At 69.7% G+C, this 21911-nt stretch carries 21 protein-coding genes; 7 read left to right on the top strand and 14 right to left on the bottom strand.

Annotated elements, in window-relative coordinates; translation table 11 throughout:
* Window positions 1–80: 80 nt before the first annotated feature.
* Window positions 81–1799: a 2-isopropylmalate synthase gene (gene leuA, locus R8F63_14410; protein MDW3219804.1), complete on the top strand. Its 1719-nt coding sequence runs from the start codon at window positions 81–83 to the stop codon at window positions 1797–1799.
* Here leuA and R8F63_14405 read toward each other — a convergent pair.
* From R8F63_14405 to R8F63_14385, 5 genes are all read right to left on the bottom strand, one after another.
* Window positions 1796–2521 (bottom strand): thioesterase family protein, encoded by a 726-nt coding sequence (locus R8F63_14405; GenBank protein MDW3219803.1) that lies wholly within the window; start codon window positions 2519–2521, stop codon window positions 1796–1798. The two genes, leuA and R8F63_14405, sit on opposite strands and share 4 nt — an antisense overlap.
* 92 nt (window positions 2522–2613) lie before the next feature.
* Window positions 2614–3564: an ABC transporter permease gene (locus R8F63_14400; GenBank protein ID MDW3219802.1), complete on the bottom strand. Its 951-nt coding sequence runs from the start codon at window positions 3562–3564 to the stop codon at window positions 2614–2616.
* Window positions 3561–4634, bottom strand: a complete 1074-nt coding sequence (locus tag R8F63_14395; GenBank protein MDW3219801.1) for an ABC transporter permease — start codon at window positions 4632–4634, stop codon at window positions 3561–3563. Before R8F63_14395 ends, R8F63_14400 begins: the two co-directional genes overlap by 4 nt.
* A 13-nt stretch (window positions 4635–4647) precedes the next feature.
* Entirely contained in the window at window positions 4648–6150 is a 1503-nt protein-coding gene (locus tag R8F63_14390) for an ABC transporter ATP-binding protein (GenBank protein MDW3219800.1), read from the bottom strand.
* Window positions 6150–7343: a BMP family ABC transporter substrate-binding protein gene (locus R8F63_14385; protein ID MDW3219799.1), complete on the bottom strand. Its 1194-nt coding sequence runs from the start codon at window positions 7341–7343 to the stop codon at window positions 6150–6152. The genes R8F63_14390 and R8F63_14385 overlap by 1 nt, the downstream gene beginning before the upstream one ends.
* 96 nt (window positions 7344–7439) lie before the next feature.
* Between R8F63_14385 and yqeC the strand changes: the two genes are divergently transcribed.
* A complete protein-coding gene (gene yqeC, locus R8F63_14380; protein MDW3219798.1) occupies window positions 7440–8177 on the top strand; it encodes a selenium cofactor biosynthesis protein YqeC in 738 nt (245 codons plus the stop codon).
* 9 nt (window positions 8178–8186) lie between these two features.
* Here the strand turns inward: yqeC and R8F63_14375 are convergent, their stop codons facing one another.
* The 3 genes from R8F63_14375 to R8F63_14365 are packed head-to-tail and all read right to left on the bottom strand — an operon-like array spanning window position 8187 to window position 11298.
* Window positions 8187–9017 (bottom strand): amidohydrolase family protein, encoded by an 831-nt coding sequence (locus R8F63_14375; protein MDW3219797.1) that lies wholly within the window; start codon window positions 9015–9017, stop codon window positions 8187–8189.
* Window positions 9014–9988: a hypothetical protein gene (locus R8F63_14370; protein MDW3219796.1), complete on the bottom strand. Its 975-nt coding sequence runs from the start codon at window positions 9986–9988 to the stop codon at window positions 9014–9016. Before R8F63_14370 ends, R8F63_14375 begins: the two co-directional genes overlap by 4 nt.
* A complete protein-coding gene (locus R8F63_14365; GenBank protein MDW3219795.1) occupies window positions 9985–11298 on the bottom strand; it encodes an acyl-CoA dehydrogenase family protein in 1314 nt (437 codons plus the stop codon). Before R8F63_14365 ends, R8F63_14370 begins: the two co-directional genes overlap by 4 nt.
* Window positions 11299–11481: 183 nt before the next feature.
* Between R8F63_14365 and R8F63_14360 the strand changes: the two genes are divergently transcribed.
* Genes R8F63_14360 through R8F63_14350 form a run of 3 tightly spaced genes read left to right on the top strand, consistent with a single transcriptional unit; the run spans window position 11482 to window position 14037 of the window.
* Window positions 11482–12081, top strand: a complete 600-nt coding sequence (locus R8F63_14360; GenBank protein MDW3219794.1) for a hypothetical protein — start codon at window positions 11482–11484, stop codon at window positions 12079–12081.
* Entirely contained in the window at window positions 12078–13265 is a 1188-nt protein-coding gene (locus R8F63_14355; GenBank protein MDW3219793.1) for a hypothetical protein, read from the top strand. Before R8F63_14360 ends, R8F63_14355 begins: the two co-directional genes overlap by 4 nt.
* A 10-nt stretch (window positions 13266–13275) precedes the next feature.
* A complete protein-coding gene (locus R8F63_14350; GenBank protein ID MDW3219792.1) occupies window positions 13276–14037 on the top strand; it encodes an SDR family oxidoreductase in 762 nt (253 codons plus the stop codon).
* On the opposite strand, the gene R8F63_14345 is transcribed toward R8F63_14350, so the two are convergent.
* Genes R8F63_14345 through R8F63_14330 form a run of 4 tightly spaced genes read right to left on the bottom strand, consistent with a single transcriptional unit; the run spans window position 14038 to window position 18054 of the window.
* On the bottom strand, window positions 14038–14784 hold the full coding sequence (locus tag R8F63_14345) for an SDR family oxidoreductase (protein MDW3219791.1): 747 nt from the start codon (window positions 14782–14784) through the stop codon (window positions 14038–14040). It lies immediately after the preceding gene.
* 11 nt (window positions 14785–14795) lie between these two features.
* Complete coding sequence (locus R8F63_14340) at window positions 14796–15872, bottom strand: phosphotransferase family protein (GenBank protein MDW3219790.1); 1077 nt, start codon at window positions 15870–15872, stop codon at window positions 14796–14798.
* Complete coding sequence (locus R8F63_14335) at window positions 15869–16846, bottom strand: aminopeptidase P family N-terminal domain-containing protein (protein ID MDW3219789.1); 978 nt, start codon at window positions 16844–16846, stop codon at window positions 15869–15871. The genes R8F63_14340 and R8F63_14335 overlap by 4 nt, the downstream gene beginning before the upstream one ends.
* Window positions 16843–18054 (bottom strand): Xaa-Pro peptidase family protein, encoded by a 1212-nt coding sequence (locus R8F63_14330; protein ID MDW3219788.1) that lies wholly within the window; start codon window positions 18052–18054, stop codon window positions 16843–16845. The genes R8F63_14335 and R8F63_14330 overlap by 4 nt, the downstream gene beginning before the upstream one ends.
* Window positions 18055–18109: 55 nt before the next feature.
* Between R8F63_14330 and R8F63_14325 the strand changes: the two genes are divergently transcribed.
* Together R8F63_14325 and R8F63_14320 are read left to right on the top strand one after the other, a co-directional pair.
* Window positions 18110–18877, top strand: a complete 768-nt coding sequence (locus R8F63_14325; protein MDW3219787.1) for an enoyl-CoA hydratase-related protein — start codon at window positions 18110–18112, stop codon at window positions 18875–18877.
* Window positions 18878–18949: 72 nt separating this feature from the next.
* Window positions 18950–19309, top strand: coding sequence for a hypothetical protein (locus tag R8F63_14320; protein MDW3219786.1), 360 nt, complete (start codon window positions 18950–18952; stop codon window positions 19307–19309).
* Here the strand turns inward: R8F63_14320 and R8F63_14315 are convergent.
* Window positions 19272–20180, bottom strand: coding sequence for an SDR family NAD(P)-dependent oxidoreductase (locus R8F63_14315; protein MDW3219785.1), 909 nt, complete (start codon window positions 20178–20180; stop codon window positions 19272–19274). The two genes, R8F63_14320 and R8F63_14315, sit on opposite strands and share 38 nt — an antisense overlap.
* Complete coding sequence (locus tag R8F63_14310) at window positions 20177–21868, bottom strand: acyl-CoA synthetase (protein ID MDW3219784.1); 1692 nt, start codon at window positions 21866–21868, stop codon at window positions 20177–20179. The genes R8F63_14315 and R8F63_14310 overlap by 4 nt, the downstream gene beginning before the upstream one ends.
* Between the last annotated feature and the right edge of the window lie 43 nt (window positions 21869–21911).

Here is a 21911-nt window from a genome sequence, read left to right as displayed (position 1 = left end):
CGTGCTTTTCCGGCACGTTCGCGACACCCGTCCCATCCACCAATACCCTTTCCCACAGCCGAATCCGCAAGGAACCTGCCATGACCAGCCCCGCAATCTCCTCGGGAATGCCGTTCGAGAAGTACCGCCCGTATCCGGCGGTCGAGCTTCCCGACCGCACCTGGCCGAATCGACGTATCGAGACGGCTCCGGTGTGGTGCTCCGTCGACCTCCGTGACGGCAACCAGGCGCTCGTCGACCCGATGGACGCCACGCGCAAGCGGCGCATGTGGGACCTCCTGGTGAGCATGGGGTTCACGGAGATCGAAGTCGGCTTCCCGGCTGCCTCCCAGACGGACTTCGACTTCGTGCGGGAGCTGATCGAGGGCGGGTTGATCCCGAACGACGTCACGATCCAGGTACTCACGCAGGCCCGCAAGGATCTGATCGACCGCACCTTCGAGGCGATCGAGGGCGCACCGAGCGCGATCGTCCACCTCTACAACTCCACGTCGACCACCCAGCGCCGCGTCGTGTTCGGCACGGACCGCCAGGGCATCATCGACATCGCGGTCAACGGCGCCCGGATCTGCCTGGAAGGGCTCGAGCGGTCGAGCGACCCCGACTCCATCCGGTGGGAGTACTCACCGGAGAGCTACACGGGCACCGAGCCGGACTTCGCGATCGAGGTGTGCGAAGCGGTCATGGACGTGTTCCAGCCGACCCCCGACAAGCCGCTGATCCTGAACCTGCCGGCGACCGTGGAGATGTCCACGCCCAACATCTACGCCGACATGATCGAGCGGTTCGATCGCGACATCAGGGATCGCGACACCGTGCTGCTCTCGCTGCACCCCCACAACGACCGCGGCACCGCGGTCGCCGCGGCCGAGATGGGGCTGATGGCCGGCGCGGACCGCGTCGAGGGCACGCTCTTCGGCAACGGCGAGCGCACCGGCAACGTCGACGTCGTCACCATCGCGCTGAACCTCTTCACCCAGGGCGTGGACCCGGTCCTGGACATGAGCGACATCGACGAGATGCGGCGCGTGTACGAGTTCTCCAACCGCATGTCGATCGACCCCCGGCATCCCTACGTGGGTGACCTCGTCTACACCGCCTTCTCGGGCAGTCACCAGGACGCCATCAAGAAGGGCATGGCCGACATCTACGACGTGCAGCCCGGTGAGCAGTTGGTCGGCAACTATGACGCGTGGGACGTGCCGTACCTGCCGATCGACCCCCGCCACCTGGGGCGGTCCTACGAGGCCGTCATCCGTGTCAACAGCCAGTCCGGCAAGGGCGGCGTCTCCTACGTTCTCCTCCACGAGTACGGGCTCGACCTCCCGCGCGGACTCCAGGTCGACTTCTCGAAGAAGATCCAGAAGGTGACCGAGGACTCCGGCACGGAGATCACGTCCTACGAGATCCATCGCCACTTCATGGCCGAGTACGTCGAGCGGGAGCGCCCGCGGGTCGAGATCGTCGGTCATCGGGCGACGAGTGACACCATCGACTCCGGCCTCACCACCCTCGAGGCGAAGCTCATCGTCGACGGTGAGGAGCAGATGATCACCGGTGAGGGCAACGGCCCGATCGACGCGTTCGTCCACGGTCTGACCGAGGCGGGGCTCTTCGACGGCAAGATCGCCGACTACACCGAGCACACGATGGGTGCCGGCTCCGATGCCACCGCGGCCGCCTATGTCGCGGTCGACACCGGCGCTCGCGATGTCGTGTGGGGCGTCGGCCTCCACGAATCGATCGTCTCGGCCTCGCTGCGGGCCATCGTGTCCGCCGTCAACAGCCGTCTCGCCTAGCGGCGGACGCGCATCACGGCGTCGAGCGCGACGGATGCCACGAGCAGCCCGTCCGGCCGGAACCAGTTCGCCAGGCTCAGCGATCGGCCGTGCGCGGCCGAGGGCGTGTCGACGTCGAGGAGATGCCAGGACGCGATCTCGACGGGGTGGTGGAACCACACCGTGAAATCGAGGCCGAACGACATCACCTGGTCGACCTGCACGATCGAATGACCGTCGACCGGCCGCCACGCGGACGCGACCAGGAACAGGTCGCTCGCCATCGTGAGCATCGCCGCGTTGCGGACGACGTCGTCGGTCGGGGTTCCGGGCGCGCGCATCCAGTGCCGTTGCCGGGCGTCCGCCGGACGGCGACTGTGGGCAGGCGGGTCGTTCAGGTCGATCGTCTTAAAGCCGGCACCGGCGAACGCCTCGGCGTCGTCGGGGGCGGCGACGTCCGGCATCGCGTGCTGGTGGCCGAGTTCGGTCACGTCCGGCGTGTGGAACACGACCGTCGTCGTCGCCACCAACGCGCCATCCGAGCGGGTCTCGACCCGGCGGTCGGCGAAGGTGGTGGAGTCCGCCACCACCGTCACGTCGTGGCGGATCGGCTCGTGCGGCGGGGCCTGGCGCAGGAAGCGGACCCGCACCGAACGCGGCACCATCGTCTCGGCGGTGGTCGCCGCCGCGACCATGGCCTGAGCCGCCACGAGTCCCCCGAAGACCCAGACCGCCCGGGGCATGACGAGCCCGGCGCCGAGAAAGGCGGCTTCCCCCGCGGGCTCGAGGTCGAGCCCGGCGAGGAGGTCGGCCGACGTTTCGATGGTGTGGTCGGTCAGCGCTCTTCTCGTCGGTAGGGGATGCCGATCGCCGCCGGGGCCGGTGACGGCCGGTTGCGGGCGCGGTAGGAGATCAGCACGAGCACGACGATGGTGAGCAGATAGGGCGCCATGTCGAGGAGTCGCGGCGAGAAGTCGATCTCGAAGATGACGAGGCGGCTCTTGAGGGCCAGCGTGAAGCCGAAGAGCAGGGCGCCGATCGCGACCCGCCCCGGACGCCACGCGCCGAAGATCACGAGGGCGACGGCGATCCAGCCCCGGCCGGCCGTCAGGTTCTGGCTCCAGGACCCGACCAGGTAGGTGGTGAGGTAGGCGCCGCTCGCGCCGGCGAAGGCGCCGCCGACGCCGACCGCGACGAAGCGCAGCCGCAGCACGGAATGACCCGCGGCGTCCGCGGTGGACGCCGTCTCGCCGACGGCTCGCAGCCCCAACCCGGCGGCGGTTCGATTGAGGATGAACCAGGCGGCGATGCCGGAGATCACCGCGAGATAGGTGACCGGCGAGTGACGGAACAGGATCTCGCCGACGTAGGGGATGTCGTCGAGCCCGGGGATCTCGACGTCGGCGAAACGGGCCCGTCGCTCGTCGTCGGTGTAGCCGTCGCCGATGAAGTCGGCGAAGCCGAGTCCGAGGAAGGTCAGCGCGAGTCCGCTCACCACCTGGTCGGCGCCGAGGCCGACCGAGGTGAACGCGTGCAGCATCGACAGGACCATGCCCGCCGCGGAGCCGGCGATGAGGCCGAGCCACGGGCTTCCGGTCTCGACCCCGGCGATGAAGCCGACCGCCGCGCCCGTGGCCATCATCCCCTCGACCCCGAGGTTCAGCACGCCCGCCTTCTCCGAGATCGTCTCGCCGAGGGCGGCGAGATAGAGGAGCGTGGCGAACTGGACGGCCGCGACGAGCAGACCGATGACGGCCTCTTCGGTGAACGCGACGCCGAGGATCATGCGGTCACCACCTGGCGTTCGACGGCCTGCACCCGATAGTTCGAGAACACCGCGGCGCCGATCGCGCCGAAGAGGATGAGTGCCTGGAGGATCGTGGCGACCGCGGGGGAGACGCCGAGTGACGTCTGGATGCTCTGACCGCCGACCTGCACCGCGCCGAAGGCGAGCGCGACGAACGGCACCCCGCTGGGGCGCATGAGGGCGAGCGCGGCGACGATGATGCCGGCGAATCCGTAGCCGTTGGAGATCTGGGTGTTCAGGCGCACGGCGGTGCCGGTGAGCTCGATTCCTCCGGCGAAGCCGGCGACGGCGCCGGAGAGCAGCATCACGCCGAGCACCTTGCGCCGCATCGAGATGCCGGCGTAGGTGGCCGTCTTCGCCGACGAGCCGGCGATGCGCAGCTCGTAGCCCCAGACGCTGCGATTGAGGAACCAGCCGAAGCCACCGATGACCGCGAGCGCGATCAGGACACCGATGTGGGTGCGGTCCCAGAGATCACCGAGTTCGGCCTGCTCCGGGCGGGCGGTGACATTCGGGAAACCGAAGCCGTCCGGGTCCTTCCACGGCCCCTGCTCGAGATAGGTGATGAGACGGATGGCGACCTCGGTGAGCATCAGCGTCGTGATGATCTCGCTGACGCCGATCTCGGCCCGCGCCAGTCCCGGGCCGAGGGCCCACAGGGCACCGCCGATCGCGGCGGCGAGGAGCATGAGAATGATTAGGACGGGGCCCGGGGCGTCCGGGAAGAGTCGGCCGACGAGCGTCGCGGCGGTCGCGCCGAAGAGGATCTGACCCTCGGCGCCGATGTTCCAGAGACCCATCGTCGCCGCGATCGACACCGCGAGCCCGGCGAGCGCGAGCGGGACCGCCCGGTTGAACGTGGAGCTCCAGGTGTCGGTGGAACCGAGGCTGCGCTCCCACATGCGCTGGTACACGTCGAACACCGGGTCGCCGGTCACGAGCAGCAGCAGGGCACCGACGAGCAGGGCGAAGACGAGCCCGGCGAGGAACGCAGCCGGCTGTCCACCCCGGGTGGGGGTGTCACGACGGACGAGGACGAGCTTCTTCACGACGTGCCCACCCTCATGCGTGGGCTCCCGCGCCGATCATCGCTTCGCCGATCTCGGCTCGGCTCGTGGTGCGGGCATCGAAGGCGCCCACGATCCGTCCCTCGACCATGACCAGGATCCGATCCGAGAGGGCGAGCAGCTCGTCGAGGTCCTCGGACACCATCAGCACGCCCGTCCCGGTGTCGCGCTGTTCGACGAGGAGCTGTTGGATCGCCCGCACGCCGGCGACGTCGAGTCCGCGCGTCGGCTGGGAGGCCACGATCACGTCAGGGTCGTCCGACAGCTCGCGGCCGAGAAGAAGGCGCTGGAGGTTGCCGCCGGAGAGCGATGCCATCGGCGATTCGACCTTGCCGACCTTCACCTCGAAGCGCTCGATGAGGCCGTCGCAGAAGTCGCGGGCCGCCGTCCACGAGAGCATCGGCCCCCGGCGCAGGCGACGGTACGAGCGCATCACGGAGTTCTCGGTGATCGGGAGCTTCGGCGCGAGCCCCACGCCGAGCCGGTCCTCCGGCACGTAGGCGAGCCCCGTCGCGTGGCGTTGGCGGGGCGTCGAACCGGTGACGTCCTTCCCCATGACCGTCACCGTGCCGGCAACAGGTCGTTCGAGTCCGGCGATCGCGTCCGTGAGCGACCGCTGGCCGTTGCCGGCGACGCCCGCGATCCCGACGATCTCGCCACCCCGGACTTCGAGCGAGACGTCATCGACTGCGGTGATCCCGCGGGTGTCGACGACGGTGAGGCCCTTGACCGACAGCGCGACATCGCCCGCCATCGTGACCCGTTCGTTGGCCGGAGCGTCGTCGACCGCTCCGACCATGAGGGCCGCGAGCTCGGCCGCGTCGACCGAGGAGACGTCCACCGAGGCGGCGACCGTCGCCCCACCGCGCAGGACCGTGGCCTCGTCACAGAAGGACGTGACCTCGTCGAGCTTGTGCGAGATGAAGATCACCGACCGGCCGTCGGCGACCATCCGGCGCAGGACTGCGCCCAACTCCTCGGCCTCCTGGGGGGTGAGGACCGCCGTCGGCTCGTCGAGGATCAGCACCTTCGCGTCACGCCAGAGTGCCTTGAGGATCTCCACGCGTTGGCGTTCGCCCATCGAGAGTTGCCAGACGGGACGGGCGGGGTCGGCGTGGAAGCCGAACCGTTCGGCGAGGTCGCGCACGGCCTCGTTGATCTGGCCGCGATTGACGATGGTCGGTGCGGCGCCGAGGACGACGTTCTCCGCAACGGTGAACGTCGGCACCAGCCGGAACTCCTGGTGGACCATGCCGACGCCCGCGGCGATCGCGTCGGCGGGCGACGCGAAACGCATCTCGTGCCCGTCGACGCGCACCGTGCCCTCGTCGGGGCGGTAGACCCCGGCGAGACAGTTCATGAGCGTGGTCTTCCCGGCGCCGTTCTCCCCGAGAACGGCGTGGACCGTTCCGGGGCGAACCGTGAGGCTCGCCCCGGAATTCGCGATCACACCGGGAAACCGCTTCCAGATGCCATCGAGTTCGACGGCGTTTGGCATCAGGGGTTGGCGGACCCGATGACGCCCTCGACGAAGTAGTCCATGCCGAGGAGAGCGCCGTCGTCCGGCACGACACCGTCGGCGATGACCTCGTTGCCGTCCTGGTCGTTGATCGGTCCGGTGAAGGGATCCCACGTGCCGTCGATCATCTGCTGGGACAGATCGTCGATCTGGGCCTTGGTCTCGTCGGACACGTCGTCGGCCAGGCTGCCGAGCTGGACGATGCCGTCGTCCATGCCACCCCAGTAGGCGCCGCCCTCGTAGGTGCCGGCGGCGACCTGCTCGATCACGCTGGCGTAGTAGGGACCCCAGTCCCAGACGGCGGACGAGAGGTAGGCGTCGGGAGCGAAGGCACTCATGTCGCTGTTGTAGGAGACCCAGCGGGCACCGGCGGCCTCCGCGGCCTCGCCGGCGGCGGTGGAGTCCTGGTGCATCGCGATGACGTCGGCGCCGCCCTCGAGGAGCGCGTTCGCGGCATCGCCCTCGACGGCAGGATCGAACCAGGTGAAGGTCCAGTTCACCGTGACGGTCGCGTCGGGGTTGGCCTCGCGGACGCCCAGCGTGAAGGCGTTGATGCCGCGGATCACCTCGGGAATCGGGAAGGCGGCGACATAGCCGACATTGCCGCTCTCGCTGGCCGCACCGGCGGTGAGGCCGGTGAGGTAGCGGGCCTGGTAGATCCGGCCGAAGTAGTTGCCGAAGTTCTCACCATTGCTCTTGAAGCCGGTCGCGTGATCGAAGACCACGTCGGGGAACTCCGCGGCGAGCGTCTCCATGGCGTCCATGTAGCCGAACGAGGTGGCGAAGATGACATCGGCACCGTCGGCGATGAAGTCCCGCACGGCCTGATCGAATTCCGGCGAGCCTTCGCCGATGTTCTCGACGGTGACCGTGGTGGCACCGGTCTGATCCTCGGCGAACTGACGACCCTGATCGTGGGCCCAGGTCCACCCTGCGTCGCCGGGCTCACCGATGTAGACGAAGGCGGCGGTGACGTCGGACGCGCCGCCGGCCGTGCCGTCGTCGCCGGTGCCGTCGTCGCCGGTGCCGTCGTCGCCGGAGCTGTCGTCGCCGGAGCTGTCGTCGCCGGAGCTGTCGTCGCCCGACCCGGTGTCGTCGTCGTCACCGCAGGCCGCGGCGATCAGCGAGAAGCTGAGCAGGATGGTCAGGACGAGCAGTAGTCGTCGTTTCATGAGATGGTTCCCTCCGAGGTGAATTGCGACCGAAACTTAGGGGATGGGGGCGGTCTGTCAACTCGTCGGGCCACATATTTCGCGGGGGCGAAACGGGTGCGAAACACGATCGACATCGAGGGTCTGGCGGCTGCACTGGCCCCTGGTTCGCGCAGCCTCATCTCGCTCGTCGGCGGGGGCGGAAAGACGACGGCGCTGTTCGCGCTCGGCGAGCAGTTGGCGGGGCGGGTGGTGCTGACGACGACCACCAAGATGGGCTCCGATCGCGTCGACGGCCACCATCCGATCCTCGCGCCGACGGACGTCGAGCTGGCCACTGTCCTCGACCGCGATCGGGTCGCACTCGTCTGGGGTGGCGTGGACGGGCACCGAGCGCTCGGCGTGACGCCCGAGGCCTGCGACCGTTGGTCGTCGACGCTCGGGCTCGCGGACCATGTGGTCGTGGAGGCGGACGGCTCGAGGCGACGACCGTTCAAGGCGCCGGCGCTCCACGAGCCCGTCGTCCCGGCGGCCACCACCCTGCTCGTGGCGTGTGTCGGCGCGGCGGCGTTCGACGGCGTCATCGGGGACGTGTGCCACCGGCCGGAGGAGGTCGCAGTGATCGCGGGCTGCTCGCCGGACGATCGCCTGACTGCCGATCGGCTCGCCGCGGTGCTGAGCAGCGCCGACGGATCGCAGAAGGGCCGCCCTCCGAACGCGTCGTTCGTCGTCGTCCTCAACCAGGTCGACACGAGCCACGACGCGTACGTCGCGGACCTCCATGATTCCCTCGCGAGTCGCGGTCCGGACGAGGACGTCCCCGTCCTCGAGGTGGCGACGGCGCCCGGCCGCTGAACGGCGGGGCTAGCCCCGCGGGGGCCGGCGTTCGCGGAAGAGGAAGTCCTCCGCGTTGGTGCGGAGGAACTTCTCGAGCACACCGTCCCGCAGATCGAGCTGGGCCGCCTCCGCCATCACGCGTTTCATCGGGAGAACCGGGTGGTCGCTCGCCATCATGATGCGATCCTGACCACGGGTGTTCATGAAGTGGATCAGCTCCGGTGGGAAGTGTTTCGGCGAGTAGGCGGACGTCATCATCCGCAGATTGCCGTACTTGATCATCAGCCGGATCGCGGTGGCCCACCAGGGGTCGGCGCCGTGGGCCATGACCAGCCGCAGCTCGGGGAAGCGGTAGCAGACGCGGTCGAGGTGGATGGGGTCCTGGCACTCGCCGGGTACCGGCGGCCCGGGCAGGCCCGTGTTGATCGACAACGGCAGGTCGAGCTCGACGCACTTCGCGTAGAGGGGGTAGTAGACGGCGTCGCTCGGCGCGACGTCGATGTCGAACGGCACCACCCGCGCCATCGTGACGGCATGGGATGCGACGAGGTCCTCCAGCCGCCACAGCTCACGCATCAGCTTCTGGGGCCGGACGTAGGCGGCGAGCGAGAACCGGTCCGGTCGCTTCTCCACGAAGTCGAGCACGCGCGGTTCCGGATTCCGGACGCCGGTCGAGATGACGGCATGGGCCACACCCGCCTCGTCCATCTCGGCGATGCACTCGTCGACGTCGAGCGACCGGAAGAAGTCGTCGCCGCCCTTGAAGTAGTCCTCCTTCACCCGCTGGAGGAACTCGGCGGGGACGTTGTCCCCCATGTTCACGTTGACCCACAGGTCGATGGCACCCGGACCGATCACGGTGCGACCGCCACGAGCGTCCAATCGAGGAGCTTGACCGGATCCTCGCCCCGGTGGGCGAAGCCTTCGATCCGCACCGCGAACGCCCGACCGTTGCCGGCGGGTGCCGTGTCGATGAGCGTGTGTTCGAACGACAGCAGGTCGCCCTCGAACGCCGGACCGGTGTGGTCGCAGCCGTGCCAGCCCACGACCGTCGCCATGCCGTGGAGGACGCGGGAGAGCGACGCCTGGGCGAGTCCGACGACGTGGCCGCCGTAGACGAGTCGCTCCGGATACGGCGACCGTTCGGCGTCCCGATGGATCATGGCCAGGTTGTGGGTGAGGCGGACCATGCCGGTTGCGCCGTCGATCACGTCACGGGTCGGGTCGACGATGGTCTCGCCGACTGCCCAGTCGGTCGCCGGGCCGAGCGGTCCGAAGTTCCAGCTCGGGGGCACGAGCGACGCGTAGGCCGCGAGGTCGAGGTCCCCGCCGGTGCCCAGGTCGTCGGCGTGCCCGGGAGCGGCGTCGTGCTCGGCCTGGGGGAGCATCGGGCACCGTTGGTAGACGACCGCGTCGTCGCCGTCCGCCGTGGTCACGATGTCCACCAGCACCTTGCCGCGCCGATCCCGACCCTCCTTGTGTGATCCGTCGGCCAGCCCGGCGACGGTCACGACCGTGCGCACCGACTCGCCGATGAACACCGGCCGCACCAGACGGACGTCTCGATAGAAGAGGTTCGCGATCGCCCGGCGGCTGATGGTCGTCGACTGGCCGATCGACAGCTGCATCACGAGGCCCGCGCTCGCGAGTCGCCCCGGACGGCCGGTGACCGCCTCGGTCACGCCGGCATCCAGCGCCATCGGGAGCCGTTCGCCCACCCAGCTCTGGTACAGCGCAGCCATGCCCTCGTCGATCGTGATCGAGGGCTGCACGGGCAACTGCTGCCCGACCGTCAACCGGTCGTAGAACGGACCGTCGAGGGGGATCACAGGTTGGCGATCTCGTTCTCGATACGGGCCTCGATGTGGGCACGCGCGGCCGGCAGGCGGCTCGGGATGTGTTGGGAGGGGAACAGCCCCTCGTAGGGCGTGTACTGCTTCAGGACGGTCTTGGCGATGGTGTCCTTGTGGACCTCGGTGGGCCCGTCGGCGATGCCCATCACCGGGGCGGCCATCCACATGCCGATCAGCGGCATCTCGTTCGTCACGCCGAGCGAGCCGTGGGCGTGCAGCGCCCGGTAGACGACGTCGAGGAGCACCTTCGGCGTGGCCACCTTCACCCCGGCGACGTGCTGGCGGATCTTGGCGTAGTCACCGCCCTCCTTGTCGATGAGCCAGGCGGTGTGGAGGACCTGGAGGCGGAACTGCTGGATCTGCACCCACGAGTCGGCGACCCAGTGCTGGATCGACTGCTTCTCGGCGATCAGCGATCCCTTGGTCTCGCGGGACAGGACCCGTTCACACATCATGTCGAGCGCCCGCTGGGCCATGCCGACCGAGCGCATCCCGTGGTGCACGCGACCGCCGCCGAGTCGGGTCTGGGCGATCTTGAACCCGGTGCCTTCGTCGCCGAGGAGATGGTCGGCCGGTACGCGGACGTCGTTGAACCGGAGGTAGGCGTGGCCCGCGTCGTCGCCGGACGAGCCGCTGCCGAGATGCACGTTGCGCACGAGCTCCAGGCCGGGCGCGTCCTTCGGCACGAGCATCATCGACGAGCCCTTGTAGATCGGCACGTCGGGGTTCGTCACCACCATGACGATCATGAACTCGGCGTAGACGAAGTTCGACGCGAACCACTTCTCGCCGCTGATCACCCACTCGTCGCCGTCGCGCACGGCGCGGCACCGGAACTGGCCGGGGTCCGAGCCCGCCTGTGGTTCGGTCATCGCGTAGGTCGTGGAGATCTCGCCCCGCAACAGGGGGGCGAGATAGCGCTCCTTTTGTTCGTCGGTGCCGTAGTGGGCGAGCACTTCGGCGTTGCCGCTGTCGGGCGCCTGGCACCCGAAGACGGAGGGCGCCCACGAGGACCGGCCGAGGATCTCGTTCATGAGGGCGAGTCGCACCTGGCCGTAGCCGCCGCCGCCCAGTTCCGGGCCGATGTGACAGGCCCACAGGCCCTGCTCGCGGACCTTCTCCTGGAGCGGGCGCACGAGTCCCTGGGCGACCTCGTGGGTCTTGTCGAACGGTGAGACCTCGCCGCGGAAGTAGAGGTCGAGCGGCTCGACTTCGGTCTTGACGAAGGTCTCGATCCAGTCGAGCTTCTCCTGGAAGTCCGGCTCGATGGCGAAGTCGATGGCCACGGGTACCTCTCAATCCGGTGTGCCCACGCACACCGTCTCCGCCGGATCATACGGTCGCGCGGGGTGGCGGTCGAAAGCCGCGCCGCCGCGGCGTCATGCTGGGAGCGGGTGTGCCCGACGCGGCCGGTGGCCAGCGTTTATGGTCTCGGGAGTTGGCGGAACCCCTTGGAGGCACCAATGAACATGACCCAGTCCCTGAAACGATGGCTTGCGATCCTCGCCGCCGTGATGCTGCTCGCGGCCGCCTGCGGCGACGACGGCGGATCGGACGCCGATCCCGGTGGCGACGACGGCAGTGCCGACGACAGCAGTGCGGACGACAGCAGCGCGGATGACAGCGGCGCGGATGACAGCAGCGCGGATGACAGCAGCGCGGATGACAGCAGCGCGGATGACAGCGGTTCGGACGATGTGCCCATGCTCGGTAACTGCGACGAGTTCGCCGCAGCCATCGACGGTCTCGATTCGTTGGCCGATGCGGGCGACCCGACCGCCGGCAACTCGCCGGACGACGTCCGAGCCGACTTCGCCCAGGCGCAGGCGTCGCTGGCTGCGCTCCGCAGCCAACTGCCCGATGACCTGAAGGGCGACGCAGACGTGATCGCCGCGGGCCTGGCGGCCATGGAGGAAGCGTTCGCCGCAATCGGCTATGACGCGAGCACGTTGACCTCGCCGGAGGACGCCCTGCAGTTCGCCGCGGCGATGGCCAACGCCGAGGTGCTGGCCATGGCGACTGCCTCCCTCAGCCTCCAGCAGTGGGTGCTCGCCGGCTGCAACGGATGAGTGCGGGTCGCGTCCCCGCCGTTCTCGTCGTCATCGCGCTTGCTGCGGCAGGCTGCGGAGACGACGGTGATGCGGCGGCGGACGCGACCACGACCACCACGTCCACGAGCACCACGACCACGAGCACCACGTCCACGGCTGCACCGACGACCACCACGACCACGGCTGCTCCGACCACGACCGAAGGGGCACCCCTGACGCTCACCGTCGCACTCGTCGACCATCCGTTCTGGCCCAACGACGTCGCGGTCGAGGCGCCGGAGGCGCTCGACGAACTGGCGGCGGCCTACGCCGCATCGCTGCCGGCCGGGGCCGAACCGGAGATGGAGCGCTTCCTGTTCGGTTCGCTGGCCGTCACCGTCTTCGACGAGATCTTCGAAGGCACCACACCGCAGCGTCAGCAGGAGCTCATGTGGATGCTCCACCTCTCGGGGTACTTCGGCGGGCGCTGGCTGCGGGGTGAGATCTTCGCCGCGGAACAGGACGCCGCACCGGTTCTGAGTGTCGACGTGACCCCGTCCGAATCCGGCTTCCGCGACACCATCGCCCGGGCCGAGGCCCGCCTCGCCGCGATCGACGGGACGGACGACGCGATCCTCGCTGCCGCGCGTGCCGCGCTCTTCGACACGCCGCCGACCGAAGAAGGCGGCGAGCCGATCCGGGGGCTGACCGACAGCTTCGGCTACAACCGCGGCTACATGCTCCAGATCCTGGAGGCTCCGCCGGAGGGCATCGAGGCGTCGCCGCAGTTCCAGATCAACTGTGGCGGTCTGTTCGACTGTGTCTACGCCACACCGAAGCTCGCGGTGCTTCCGTCGCTCGGCGATTTCCAGACCGCGATCAACAGCGACGATCCGCCCGATCCGGAGCTGGTCGCCGAGCTGATCCCGGTGCAGGAAGCGGCGATCCCCCGTGGCCGGGCCGTGTGGAGCGGTGGGCTGTCGGTGCAGGGGTTCAGCCAGGCGAGCTACGACCAGTTGCTCGACGTCAGTTCCTCCTTCCTGGAGACGGTGCAGGCCACGGCGCTCGTCAACACGAAGGCCGTCGCCGAGGGTGACGTCGCCGCCGCCCGCACCGGGCTCATCGCCGAGGCCGCGCAGATCGTCTGGCTCGCGGCCTACTTCGACGGACTGCTCCACGGTGAGAGCCAGGAGAACATCGAGCTCCCGCGGTTCGTGAGCTAGATCGAAACTCGTGGATCTCGACGGGCGCGTCGTCATCGTCACCGGCGGTACCAGGGGAATCGGTATCGGCATCGCCCGCCACGTCGGTGGGCTGGGGGCTCGCGTCGTCGTCACCGGCCGCAAGGCCGACGGTGTCGAGGCCGCGGCGGCGGAGCTGACCGACCTCGGCATCGATCATCTCGCGCGGGTCGCCGACGCGGCCGACGCCGACGCGTCGCGAGGCCTGGTCGTCGACGCGCTCGCCCGCTGGGGGCGGGTCGACGGACTGGTGGCCAACGCCCAGTCCTTCCGGCCGGTGACCGATCTCACGGACGTGACCGCCCGCGACATGGACCTCCTCTTCGACACCGGCCCCAAGGGAACCCTGTGGGCCATGCAGGCGGTGCATGCACCGATGCGCGACGCCGGCTGGGGCCGGATCGTCACGATGGGAACGTCGATGGGTCTGACCGGCGCAGCCGGCTACGGGCCCTACGCCGCGTCGAACGAGGCGATCCGCTCCCTCACCCGGACCGCCGCGAGCGAGTGGGGGCGCGACGGGATCACCGTCAACTGTGTGCTGCCCGCGTCCGCCGCTCACCGCCTCGACCCCGACGCGAGCCCGCAGCGGGCCGCCGCGTTCGCCGCGATGTACGACGATCACCCGATCGGGCGCGACGGCGATCCGGACGACGACATCGCGCCGGTCGTCGCCTTCCTGCTGTCGGACGCCAGCCGCTACGTCACGGGCCAGACGATCGGTGTCGACGGTGGCGGCATCATGCGGGCATGATCAGCGCGGCCGCGAGCTGCGCGAGCGGATGTTCGCCTGGAGACAGGCCCCGGTGATGCTCGACGACTCGTCCGACGCGAGCCACGTGACCATCGCAGCCACCTCGTCGGGCTGCGTGAGTCGGCCCAGGTCGAGGTCGGCGGCGTGGGCGTCGGCCCCGCCCGGACGCGTCTCGAGATAGGCGAGGAGGGGCTCGGTCGCGGTCGGGCCCGGGGTCACGGCGTTGGCGCGGATGCCGCGGTCGCCGTACTCCGTCGACACCGTCTCCATCAGCGAGATCACACCGGCCTTCGCCGCCGCGTACGGCCCCAGTTGGTATTGGCCGCCGATACCGGCCCCGGACGACATGCTGACGATGCTGCCGCCTCCGCCGGCGATCATGTGGGGGATCACCGCCCGTGTCGCGAAGAAGCACGTGTCGAGGGTGAGGCGTTGCTGGAAGCGCCAGTCCTCGTCGGACGTGTCGGCGAGCAGCCCGGTCCGGGACACGCCCACGTTGTTGTAGAGCACGTCGACGCGGCCGTGGCTGCGCACGGCCTCGGTCACCCAGGCGTCGACGAACCCGGAGTCCGACGCGTCCCCCGCCATACCGGAGCCGCCGGTCTCCTCGATGACCGTTGTGAGCGCCTCGGCGTCACGGTCGTTGAGCCAGAGCAGGGCGCCCTCGGCCGCGAAGCGGCGGGCGACCGCGGCGCCGATACCCGCGCCGGCCCCGGTGATCAGGGCGACCTTCCCCTCGAGGAGCATGGTGCAGTGTCTCAGGGGAGGTCGGTGCTCTGCACGAGCTCCGCCGCCCGCGCCGCCATGTCGAGGACCACGTCGCCGAACGCCGCCATCTTCGGATTGTCGGCGCCGCCGCGGACGAAGCGGGCGTAGCCACCCTCGAGCACGATCGCCATCTTGAAGCGGGCGAGGATGACGTAGTAGTCGATCTCGTCCACGTCGCGGCCCGAGACCGTCGCGTACCGTTCGAGGAGATCGGCCCGGTCGGGCATACCCGTGTAGTCCACATAGCCCTTGCCGCTGCGGTCCTCGTCGGCGTCGGGCCACCCCATGACGACCCAGGCGAGGTCGAGCAGCGGATCGCCGATCGTCCCCATCTCCCAGTCGACGATCGCGGCCATGCGGGCCGGGCCGCCGTGGTGGAACATCACGTTGGCGAACTGGTAGTCGCCGTGCATGATCCCGGGCACATAGCTCCTGGGCCGGCGGTCGCGCAGCCACGTGGCGGCCTCGTCGAGGCCGGGGATCTCGCGGAACGAGAAGGCGGCCAGGTGGGCCTGCCAGCGTTCGACCTGGCGTTCGTGGAACCCGTCGGGGCGGCCCAGTCCCTCGAGCCCGCGGGCCCGCCAGTCGACGTTGGACAGCTTCGCGATCGCGTCGACCAGCTCGTAGGCGAGCCCCGGGCGGGTGTCGAGATCCGAGAAGAACGGCTCGGGCCATTCCGGCTCGCTGATGGGCGACCACCCGTCGATGAACTCCATCAGGTAGAAGGTGGACCCGAGCACGGACGTGTCCTCGCACGCGCCCCAGGCCCGGCAGTGGGGGACCTCGGTGTCGGTGAGCGCGTCGATGATCCGGTACTCCCGCAGCATCGTCTCGTTGCGACCTTTCGGGACCTCACGTGGAGGCCGCCGCAACGCCCAGCGCTGGTCGCCCCGGCTGACCTCGAAGATCTCGTTCGACGCGCCACCGGAGATGAAGCGTGACGAGATCGGCTCGCCCGCGCCGGGGAGACCCTGCTCGTCCATCCAGGCGCCGAGCTTCTCCGGGTCGATGAGCCCCTTCGTCCGTTCCTCGTCGTCGCCGTCGGTGCTGCGGATGAAGTCGCTCATGATGCCTCCTCGGGTGGACCGGAGAGCAGCGCCGGTCCGCGGTCGGTGATGTGGACGATCTCGCGCCTGTCGCCGTCGCTCACGCTGAGGACCATGTCCGGCTCCAGGATCTCGGCGTGGCCGTGCGTCTCGTCGATCACCGGGAGCTCGAACCCCATGCCGACGCCGCGGACGAGCCAGCCCGGATGCTCGGCCGCGGCCGCCAGGGCGGCGCCGGTCGCCCCCGGCTGACAGACGTTCGCCAGATGCAAGGGTTGCGGGCGCGCCTCGTCGCCGGTCGCGAGGTGGGTGCTGATGACGGCACCGAGGCCGCCCTCGTAGCCGTCCACGATCATGCCGAGGTCGACGACGGTGTCGGCCCCGCTGCGACGCACGATCGGCGCGGACGAGGGGATGGTGGCGCCGAGCCGTCCCATGGCGAGCACTGCGGCGCCGATCAGTTGTTCGTCGGTGCCGGCGCCGTGACGGGCGATCGCGAGGACGCCCTCCCACACGACACCGCACGCGGCCCGGATCCGGTCGATCTCGGCCGGGAGCTTGTGCCGCCGCACCGCGGCCATCAGGTCATCGGCGGGGACGACCTCGGCGTCGGGGGCGAGACGGCCGGCGGCCCGGCGGAACGACGGCGACACCTCGTCGGTCCCGATCCGCTTCGCATCGGCGAGTCCGGGGATCGCCGCGAGGTTGGCGGCCATGACCCGCGGGTTCCAGGTGGACGGGTAGAGGTCGTCCCAGGTCATCGTCGGGGGCAGCCCGGCGTCCCAGCCGGAGAGGACATGGGTCCGCCCGGTCTCTCGCACGACGAGGCAGCCCGCGCCGAAGGGACGGGTACCGGCGGTCCAGAGCCGGTGCATGCCGCTTGCGTAGTTCGCGTCGTCCTGGCGCCCGAGCACGAGCACGTCGATGTCGCGCTCCGCCATCGCGGCCAGCACGCGGTCGCGGCGGGCGGCGATCAGGGCTGCGTCTGCGGTCATGTCGTGAAGGGCGCGTAGCCCGGCCCGCTGGTGAGGACGCGATGCCCGTCGTCGGTCACCGTGACGATCTCCTCGGCCCGGTAGCTGGCGATGCCGTCGTCCCAGACGATCGGTTCGACCACGATGATCATTCCCGGCGCGAGGACGAACGAGTCGTCGAACTCTTCGCCGAGGTCCGAACCGGCCATGGGCATCTCGGCGCTCTCGAGCCCGACCCCGTGGCCCACGTAGAAGTGGGGGAGCCAGGGGCGGAGGCCGCCGTTTGCCGCGATCGCGGCCTGGCTGACATCGCCCAACGTCGCGCCGGGTCGGATCGCGGCGTAGGTGGCGTCCATGATCGTGAGCCAACGGTCGAAACAGGAGAGCTCGGCGTCGTTCGGCTCCCGACCGACGATCCAGGTCCGGCCGTAGTCCGAGGCGTATCCCTCGTAGCCGTGGCCGGCGTCGACCCAGACGAGGTCGCCCGTCTCGAAGGTCGCGTCGGCGATGCCGGTCGGGAAGGCGACGTCGTCGTTGAACGTCCGCGGTCCGGCGGCGCGATGGCGGGGCATCACCTGGAAGATCGGATCGATCTCGTTGTGCTCGGCGCCCTGTGCCCAGAGGGCGGCGAGAAAGGCGCCGGCCACTTCGGCTCGGCTCGCGCCCGGCACGCAGGCGTCACGAGCGGCTTCCATCGCCCGCTCGGCTTGCCACTGTGAGGCCTCGATGCACGCGATCTCGTCGTCGGTCTTCGCCAGCCGGGCCGGGCCGAGCACGCGGCTGGCGTCGGTGAGATCTGCCCCCGCGAGCACGTCAGCCCGCACCATGGCCCCGGTGATCGAGTCGACGGCCAGCCGCCTCCCGGCGGTATCGCCGATCACGTCGAGAATGGTCTGTCGCATCACCGCGGCGTCCTCGTCGAGGTCGGGCCAGATCGCGGGGCCGACGTCGCCGACGACGGCGCCGGGTTCGCCGTGCACGTGCAGTCGGGGCGGTCCCTCGGCCGGGACGATCGCGACGGCGCGCCGGAAGCTCGCGTGGCTCGCGTCGACGGCGTCCGGGATGTGGCCCGTGGCGTAGGTGACGTGCGGGCCGTGGAGCAGGACGGCGCCGTCCAGCTCCTGGCTCACGAGCTCGGCTTGCAGCCGGGCGAGCCGATCGGCGCGCATGCGCGCGAGGTCGGGCGAAGGGAGCGTGAGGTCGGTCGTGGCCGTCACGCCGGTCAGCATGCCCCAAACCTGACGGGGGTGTCAGACGCGTGCCGGGCATGCGAAGCTCCCGTCCATGAGCGAAGCAGCCGACGACGTCGTCCGGGTCGAGCATCGCGGCCGGGTGACGGTCGTGACCATCACCCGTGAGGACAAGCGCAACGCCATCAACGCCGACGTGGCCGCGGGGATCGATGCCGCCTTCAACGACTTCGAGGACGACTCGGATCAGTGGGTGGCGATCATCACCGGCGGCCCGAACGTCTTCTGTGCGGGCACCGACCTGAAGGACGGCCCCGGCCGCGGCACCGAACGGGGTGGCGAGTACGGCATCATCCGGCGGCGGCGCACGAAACCGTTGATCGCCGCCGTCGAAGGGCTGGCGTTCGGAGGCGGCTTCGAGATCTGCATGGCGAGCGACATGGTCGTCGCCGCCGACGACGCTCGATTCGCCCTCCCCGAGGTGAAGCGCGGGGTGATCGCGAACAGCGGTGCCCTCTTCCGGACCGCCCGCCTCCTGCCGCCGAACGTCGCGAAGGAACTTCTCCTCACCGGTGCCGAGATGTCGGCCGCCCGCGCCCACGAACTCGGCTTCGTCAACCGGGTCGTCCCGAAGGGTACGGCGCTCGATGCGGCGGTCACCCTCGCCGAGACCGTCGCGGCCAACGCACCGGTGTCGGTTCAGCAGACGCTGCAGGCCGTCGACGCAGTGCTGTCGGGGACCGACGACGAGGGTTGGGCCGCAACCGCCCGCGGCCAGGCCGAGGTGATGGCGTCCGATGACATCAAGGAAGGCATCGCCGCGTTCCTCGAGAAGCGCGAACCTCGCTGGACGGGGCGTTGATCCGTGGGAGAGCACGGCGTCGAGATCGCCTTGGGTCTCGTCGGTCTCGGGACCACGGTCTTCGCTCTCCCGATGCTCGGCGTGAGCGGGCTCTTCGAGTTGCTCACTGGCCGGGACCAGTTCGTGCCACTGTCCCGTCGCATCCCGGTACGGGCGAGTGGGCTCATCAAGCTGGCCTTTGCGGCGGCGTTCGTCTGGACGTTCTTCGCTTCCCGATCTCTCGGTCTTCGCCGGGCCGGGTGGCGCGACGAAGACGGCAATGGCCTCATGGACCCGTGGGACGGCAACTATGGCGACCGTTTCGATGTCGCGTTCGACGACTGGATGTTCGCGTGGGGCCTGCTCAACGTGGCGCTGTGCGGGCTGCTCGCGGTCTGCGTGCTGGCCCTGCGCGTCAGTCCTTGGGGTTCGCCTTCAGACCCTCGAGGATGAGCGCCATCTCGTCGCCCACGCCGCCGGGCACGGTGTAGCCGTCCTCGGCGCAGATCTCGTCGATGCGGTCGGCGACCATGTCGATCGACAGGTTGCGGTCGAAGATGCCGGGCGTGACGCCGACGAACACGCGAGCGACACGACCCCCGGCGCAGGCGAGCACCTCGCCGTTGAGCTCGCAGCTGTCGTGGCAGAGGTAGCCGACCACGGCCGTGATCAGTTCGGGCGGTGTGTCGTCGGCGAGGGTGCCGAGCAGCCCCTCGGTCATCCGGGTGTCGGCGGTGGGCGCGATCACGTTGGCGTGGATGCCCTTGCGGCCGCCTTCCTGCATGATCGCCCGGGCGAACCCGACGAGCCCCATCTTCGCGGAGCTGTAGTTGGTCTGGCCGAAGTTGCCGTAGAGGCCGGCGGGCGACGACGTCATCACGATGCGTCCGGACCCCTGCTCCCGCATGTGCTGGAACGCCGGGAGGGTCACGTTGTAGGCACCCGTGAGGTGGACGTCGATCACGGCCTGCCAGTTCTCCAGGTCGGAGTTGTGGAACGCCTTGTCCCGCAGGATGCCGGCGTTGTTGACGACGATGTCCAGGCGACCGAACTCGTCGAGCGCCTGTTCGGTGAGCCCCTTTGCGGCGGCCGGGTCGGTGACCGATCCGGTGTTGGCGACCGCGATATCGCCGGCCGCCCGGATCTCGTCGACGACCAGCTGGGCGGCCGAGGTGTCGTTGCCGGAGCCGTCGACCGCGCCGCCGAGGTCGTTGACGACCACCATCGCGCCTCGGCGGGCGAGCTCGAGGGCGTGGGCCTTGCCGAGACCGTTACCGGCACCGGTGATGATCGCGGCCCGCTCGTCGAATCGAAGCTCACTCATGGTCGGTCTCCCTGTTCTTTCTCGTTCGCCGCGACGTCCGCGGCCCATCGATAGTCGGCCTTGCCGTTGGGGCCGCGCACGACCTCCGGGACGGCGATCACGGTACGGGGAAGCTTGTAGCGGGCCAAATGCCCGTCACAGTGATCGATCAGCTCGGCCGTGGTGACGGGCGCGCTGGTCGACACGACCGCGCACACCTCGTTGCCCCATCGTTCGCTCGGCCGGCCGACGACCACCGCGTCGCGCACCGCGGGGTGCGCGTGGAGGACGGCTTCGACCTCCTCGACGAAGACCTTCTCGCCGCCCGTGTTGATGCAGACCGAGTCGCGGCCCAGCAGCTTGAGTCGGCCGTCGGGGAGCCACTCGGCGCGATCGCCGGGCACGGCGTAGCGCAACCCGTCGATCGTGGGGAACGTGCGTCGCGTCTTCTCTGGATCGCCGAGGTAGCCGAGCGGGATCCGCCCGGTGCGTGAGAGCCAGCCGGTCGCCCCCGGTGTCGGCGGGATCGGCGCGGTCATGGCGTCGTCGATGATCCCCGTGCCCGGCCCCGGCTCGAAGATGCCGGCCTCGAGCGCCGTGTCCTCGGTGGAGACGTTGCGTCCCTGCGTGCCGCTCTCGGATGCGCCGACCGAATCGATCACCCGCAGCTTCGGGTTGTGCCGGAGGAACTCCTCCTTCACGCCGGTGGTCATCGCTGCCGCGCCCGTCGAGAGGACCCGCAGCGACGAGAAGTCGTAGGGCTCGCCGGCCGCGGCGGCGCGGTCGAGCTCGTCGAGGATCGGTCGGCCGAAGGCGTTGCCGATGACGATCATGAACGAGCAGCGCTCGCGTTCGACGGTGCGCAGCAGGTCCGCCGGATCGAGTCGGTCGACCACGGAGCCGAACACCACCGGGTCGCCGCCCATCCAGGCGAGCGAGGCGAGCCATTGCCCGCCGCCGTGCATCAGGGGCGCGGCGATCATGTACGGGTAGATGCGTTCCTCGGTCGCGGCCTCGACGACGGCGTCGTAGCCGGCGAACTCCTCGCCGTTGCGCGGATCGGCGCCACCCATCGCGCCCACCCAGATGTCCGCCTGGCGCCACAGCACACCCTTCGGCAGGCCGGTCGTGCCGCCTGTGTAGACCATGTAGAGATCGTCGGGCGACAAGGGGAGGTCCGGTTGGGCGGGGGATGCCGCGGCGAGGGCGGATTCGTAGTCGAGCGCGCCGTCGAGGAGCGCTTCGCCGCTGTCGTCCGCGACCTGGATCAGCGTGGTGAGCATCGGGAGGTCACCGCGGATCTCGTCGATCACCGGCGCGAAGCGGGCGTGGAAGACGATCGCCTTCGCCGCGGCGTCGGTCAGCAGCGCCACGAGTTCGGCGGCCACGTAGCGGTAGTTGACGTTGAACGAGACGCCCCGCGCCTTCCAGGCCGCGAGCATCCCCTCCATGTACTCCGAACCGTTGACGAGACAGAGCGCGACGTGATCCTGTCCCGACTCCCAGGGTTCCAGCTGGTCCCGCTCCGTATGGCAGCCGATGCCTCCGGCGACGAGGACGTTCGCCAAGCGGTTCGACCGCTCGCTGATCTCGGCGAACGTCAACCGTCTCGTCGGGGTGATGACCGCCTCCCGGTCGGGGATGCGCGCGGCCACGCGTTCGAAGACCTCGGCGATGTTCGCATCGAACGGGCGGGCGGCGGGCGGCACGGCTGCCGACGGTAGCGGCCCCGCGGCGGGGCGGGTCGACCGG

This window comes from Acidimicrobiales bacterium, from assembly GCA_033344915.1.
Taxonomy (GTDB): Bacteria; Actinomycetota; Acidimicrobiia; order Acidimicrobiales; family Aldehydirespiratoraceae; genus JAJRXC01.
The sequence above is the reverse complement of the archived record's forward strand: the minus strand, read 5'-3'. Positions and strand labels throughout refer to the sequence as shown.